Source organism: uncultured Eubacterium sp., assembly GCF_934561735.1.
Lineage (GTDB): Bacteria > Bacillota > Clostridia > Oscillospirales > Acutalibacteraceae > Eubacterium_R.
In genome coordinates this window covers 1-4,460 of the sequence record NZ_CAKTGT010000017.1, presented here as the reverse complement: position 1 = coordinate 4,460, position 4,460 = coordinate 1, and the positions used below count along the sequence as shown (strand labels likewise).

The following is a 4,460-nucleotide window of genomic DNA, read 5'->3' as shown; positions in this document are numbered from 1 at the left end:
CAATTCCGTTTATTCGAGGGGAGCGGGACTGAAAAATTAAAAAGCTTTGCGAAGCCATAAAAAATTCCGCCCGGTCTGACGGACGGATGACATTCAAATTCCAGGGTGGCACAGAAATCGAGGCTTGAGTCCCAACAAAAACGAAAAGACCGCAGGTTTAACGCCCGCGGTTTATTGCTGTCCTCACGGGTAGAGTAATGCACCCCCTCAAATCGAGAACTGCACCCCGCTTAAAACTAAAATGCACCCCCTCCGACCTTGAGTTGCACCCCCCTTAAAATAGTTTCTATTAAAGTTAGGGTTCTTTGCCAAAAATAAAAAGTTCGTCATCAGACGAGCTTTTTTACTTTTAAATATAATCGGTGGGATTCAAACAAGGAGAAAGGCGGTAATTATAATTGCAAACTCACTCTATTCGGTTATATATTTTGCGATAAAGTTTTCAACTGTGTTCCAATAAAGTTCCGGTGCAACAGAAGAAGAAAGTGCATGCCCTGCACCTTTAACGGTTAACTGCTTTTTTTCGCAATTTGCCGCCGTATAAAGTTCATCAAGCATACAATACGGAACAAGTTCATCTTCTGTTCCGTGAATAAACAGAGTCGGAATACTGCTTTTTTTGATTTGTTCAAGTGCACTCGCCTGCTTAAAATCATAGCCGTCACGGAGCTTTGATAAAACGGAAGTGACATTGAGCACAGGAAACCACGGAATATGCAGATTTTTCGCTTCCAGCCTAAATTCGTCCCATTCCGATGTGTAGCCGCAGTCGGCGATAACAGCCTTCACATTTTTCGGTAACGATTCACCGGACGCCATAAGTACCGTTGCGGCACCCATAGAAACACCGTGAAGAATTATTTGTGCGTTTGCATCCCAAGAAAGAATTAGTTTTATCCATTCGATAACATCAAAACGGTCCGGCCAACCCATTCCGATTTTTGTTCCTTCGCTGTCGCCGTGTGCACGGGCGTCAACCGCCAAAACATTATATCCGAGTGAATGAAATTTGTTTACAAATCCTGCCATATGCTTTGCCTTGCTTGTATACCCGTGGCAGACAATGACATATTTTGAACCGTCGTTTTTAAACTTTTTCCCGTGCAAACGAAGTGAATCTGAGGTTATATAAACATCCTCGCCGTGTTCGGCATACCATTTTTTCATCTCCGGTGTGCCCGTCAGTCCGCTGTATTTTGCACTGGCTTCTTCCTCGCTGCCGGAAGTATTTGTTACTTTTTGAACAAGATTGTTAAGTTTGCTCATATGTATGGGCGATTTTGTATTTATTGAAAAATCATAGAATATCTCCGACGACAATACCGTTAATGCCGTCAATCCGCCGAGGACGGCAAAAACTTTGCCTGTGTTTTTTATGTTCATAAAATTCCTCCTTTTATTTATTATAACATAAACGCAAATATTATTTCAACATTAGGAATATCATCAATAACATAAAAACAGACAACGGTTTGGGAGCGTTGTCTGTTTTTTTAATAAGTGCAATGTTCTGATTTGGGAGCACTTGTTTTTGATATACAGTAAGTCTAATATAATAGATCTATAGTTACATTATAATAGATGAACGGTTAAGATACAATATACATATTCAACAAAATAATTTGCGTATTTTGTAACATCAGCCAAAAAAGTTTTATGTTCGTTAAAAAAATGTTCACAAACGGCAAATAAAATAGTATCTGTAAAAGACTGTATACTGAAAATTATTGCAGATTGGTACTTTTTGAAAGTATAATAATATGGTAATATAAAGTGATTTTGGAGGTGGCTGTGTGAAAAGAATTGTAACAATACAAGATATATCGTGCCTTGGCAAGTGCTCGCTTACGGTTGCCTTGCCTATTATTTCTGCTATGGGGATTGAAGCAAGCATTATACCTACGGCGGTTTTGTCAACTCACACTTTGTGGGACAACTATATGTGTGAGGATTTAACCGACAAAATTCCGCTTGTTGCAAAGCATTGGAAAAGCGAAGGCTTTTCCTTTGACGCAATATACACAGGCTACCTCGGCTCTATCGAACAAATTGACATTATATGCAACTTTATTGACGAATTCAAAACAGATGACAATTTTGTTTTTGTTGACCCTGCAATGGCTGACAACGGCGAACTGTACAAAAATTTTGACGAAGAATTTGCAAACAAAATGAGGGTTTTGTGCGGCAAAGCGGACATTATTGTGCCTAACCTCACAGAAGCGTGTATGTTGACCGATACGGAATACAAAAAAGAGTACGATGACAAATATATTACAAATATACTTAAAAAGCTTACCGAACTCGGTTCTTCGAAAGCGATTATAACAGGTGCACACTATGACGGCAAATACGGAATAATGAGCTATGACAGCACCTCAAACGAATACAGCTTTTACGCTCATAAAAAGATAAACAGAATATTTTACGGCACGGGCGATGTGTTTTCCTCCGCCTGTGTCGGAGCCTTAGCAAAAGGCTGTTCTCTTGCAAAATCGGTTGAAATTGCAGGTGAGTTCGTATACGAAAGCATTAAATTCACTATGAATGACAAAGACGCTCGATTTTACGGGGTGAACTTTGAACAGGCACTTCCCTTGCTTGCAAAATATAATAAATAAAGTGCGCAACCTGTTGACTTTTTAATTCAACGGATGTATAATCAAGAAAAAATTAATGCTGTCTAGGCTGACTGAGACTATAAATTTTGCTGTTTCTGAACATAACAGCGGAGTTTACAGTCTTATTTTTTTGGTGATGAGTAAATGAAGTTCAAGAAATATTTAATTAAAACACTTACAGTTATTATCGGTTCAATTATATCCGCCTATGGAATCACACTTGCAATAGGTGCAGGCTTTGGCGGTGCAACACTTGCTATACTTTGGCAAGGACTGACAAATGTAACCGGTATGACAATCGGCACCTCGTCACTTGTTGTTGCTGTTGCAATGATAATTTTTGCTTTTTTCTACGACCGCAAACAAATAAATGTGGGAACGATACTTTACCAAATCATTTACAGTTTTTTTGTTGATATATTCACTAAAATTCAGCATTACACGGAAATTAAAGCCGTCAATTTTATATTAATGCTTATAGGAATTGTGATATTTTCATTTGGAACAGGACTGTATTCCGCCGCGGATTTCGGCAGAGGTTCATATGAAGCAGTTACCTTTTCCCTTGCCGAAAAGAACAAATGGAAAGTCAAAACAGTCAGAATGATACTTGATGTTTTGATGGTTGTTGCAGGCGTTTTGTTGGGTGGCAAATTCGGAATATGCACGATTGCAACGGTTTTGCTTTCGGGTCCGATTATTCAAACAACAGTAACTGTCGCAAACAAAACAAAAATTTTTAAGTCAATACAGTAAAAAACAGGCTTGCCAAACAAAACGCAAGCCTATTTTAATACAGCGTTATTTTCTTTCCTTACCGCAAGCGAAACTGCCAACAAAGTGTCTTGACTGAGCATTCCGAACATTACGGCATCGGACGCGCTGACGAGTGCCAGCATAAACTGTTGAAACGCAATCAAAAAATAAGCGTAATTAACTTTTTTGAAAAATCGGAAGTTTTTATCCGCAAACTTTTCATCTCACATTGACACATAAAATTGACTGTGACACATAAAAAGACTGCACCAAACTCAGTGCAGTCTTTTATAGATTTTACAGTTTTTCGTCTTTCGGCACTTTGCCGTGGTGGATGGCATTGCCGATATTTACAGGAGAGAAATACAGTTTTGCGCGCTTAACGAATGAATTGACCTTGCTCTTGTTAAAGTCAATATCCGTCAGGCTGTAAACAACCGTGTTTTCTGCAACTTCTTTGGCAGTAACGCTGCCGTCAAGTTTCATTGTAATTACCTTTTCTTCATTTGGCAACAAGTCAAAGAAATTATCTGAAAACGGAAGATGTGTTGCAGAACATTCGGCTTTTACAAGACGGGCAAATTTATCCGTCTTGATACAAAGTTCAACGCTGTCCTTCTTAACATAAATCTTTGTTTTAAGCTTTGCTTTAGGCAAATCAAGATTTTTTTCCTTATCAAAAAGGCAGGTCTTTTTTGCAATTACTTTACCGTTTTGCTTCAAAACTGCCACAATGCCGGTTGACTTTTTGTCATAATCATTGAGCCACGAAATCGGGATATTAAACAACGCCCTTGTGTCAACGGTTATATCATACGACTTGGTTTCAAGTATTCCCTTTTCAAAATCAAAAAGTGAATATTCAAGAACAACTTCCTGCGGTTTGATTTTATCATTAAGTACAAACAATTTGATATAATCCTTTGTATCCTCAAACGACACGGTAAGCGGAGCGTTAAATTGCCTTGCACCGTACTGAAGAGCCTTGTAATTGCCGTAGTAATCGATACTCGACCACGAGCAAACACCCCAACAATCGTTGAACTGCCAATACATTGAGCCGTTACATCTGCCCTTGTTTCT

General features: G+C 38.8%; 4 protein-coding genes. 2 read left to right on the top strand and 2 right to left on the bottom strand.

The genetic code is table 11. From position 1 onward, the window contains the following. Positions 1-411 precede the first annotated feature (411 nt). Entirely contained in the window at positions 412-1,383 is a 972-nt protein-coding gene (locus Q0E08_RS08865; protein ID WP_294778758.1) for an alpha/beta hydrolase, read from the bottom strand. A 410-nt stretch (positions 1,384-1,793) separates the two neighbouring features. Between Q0E08_RS08865 and Q0E08_RS08860 the strand changes: the two genes are divergently transcribed. Then, entirely contained in the window at positions 1,794-2,621 is an 828-nt protein-coding gene (locus tag Q0E08_RS08860; protein WP_294778756.1) for a pyridoxamine kinase, read from the top strand. A 144-nt stretch (positions 2,622-2,765) separates the two neighbouring features. Beyond that, positions 2,766-3,377: a YitT family protein gene (locus Q0E08_RS08855; RefSeq protein WP_294778755.1), complete on the top strand. Its 612-nt coding sequence runs from the start codon at positions 2,766-2,768 to the stop codon at positions 3,375-3,377. Positions 3,378-3,674: 297 nt separating this feature from the next. On the opposite strand, the gene Q0E08_RS08850 is transcribed toward Q0E08_RS08855, so the two are convergent. Continuing rightward, on the bottom strand, positions 3,675-4,460 hold a 786-nt coding region (locus Q0E08_RS08850; RefSeq protein ID WP_367118530.1), incomplete at its 5' end, for a glycoside hydrolase family 2 protein.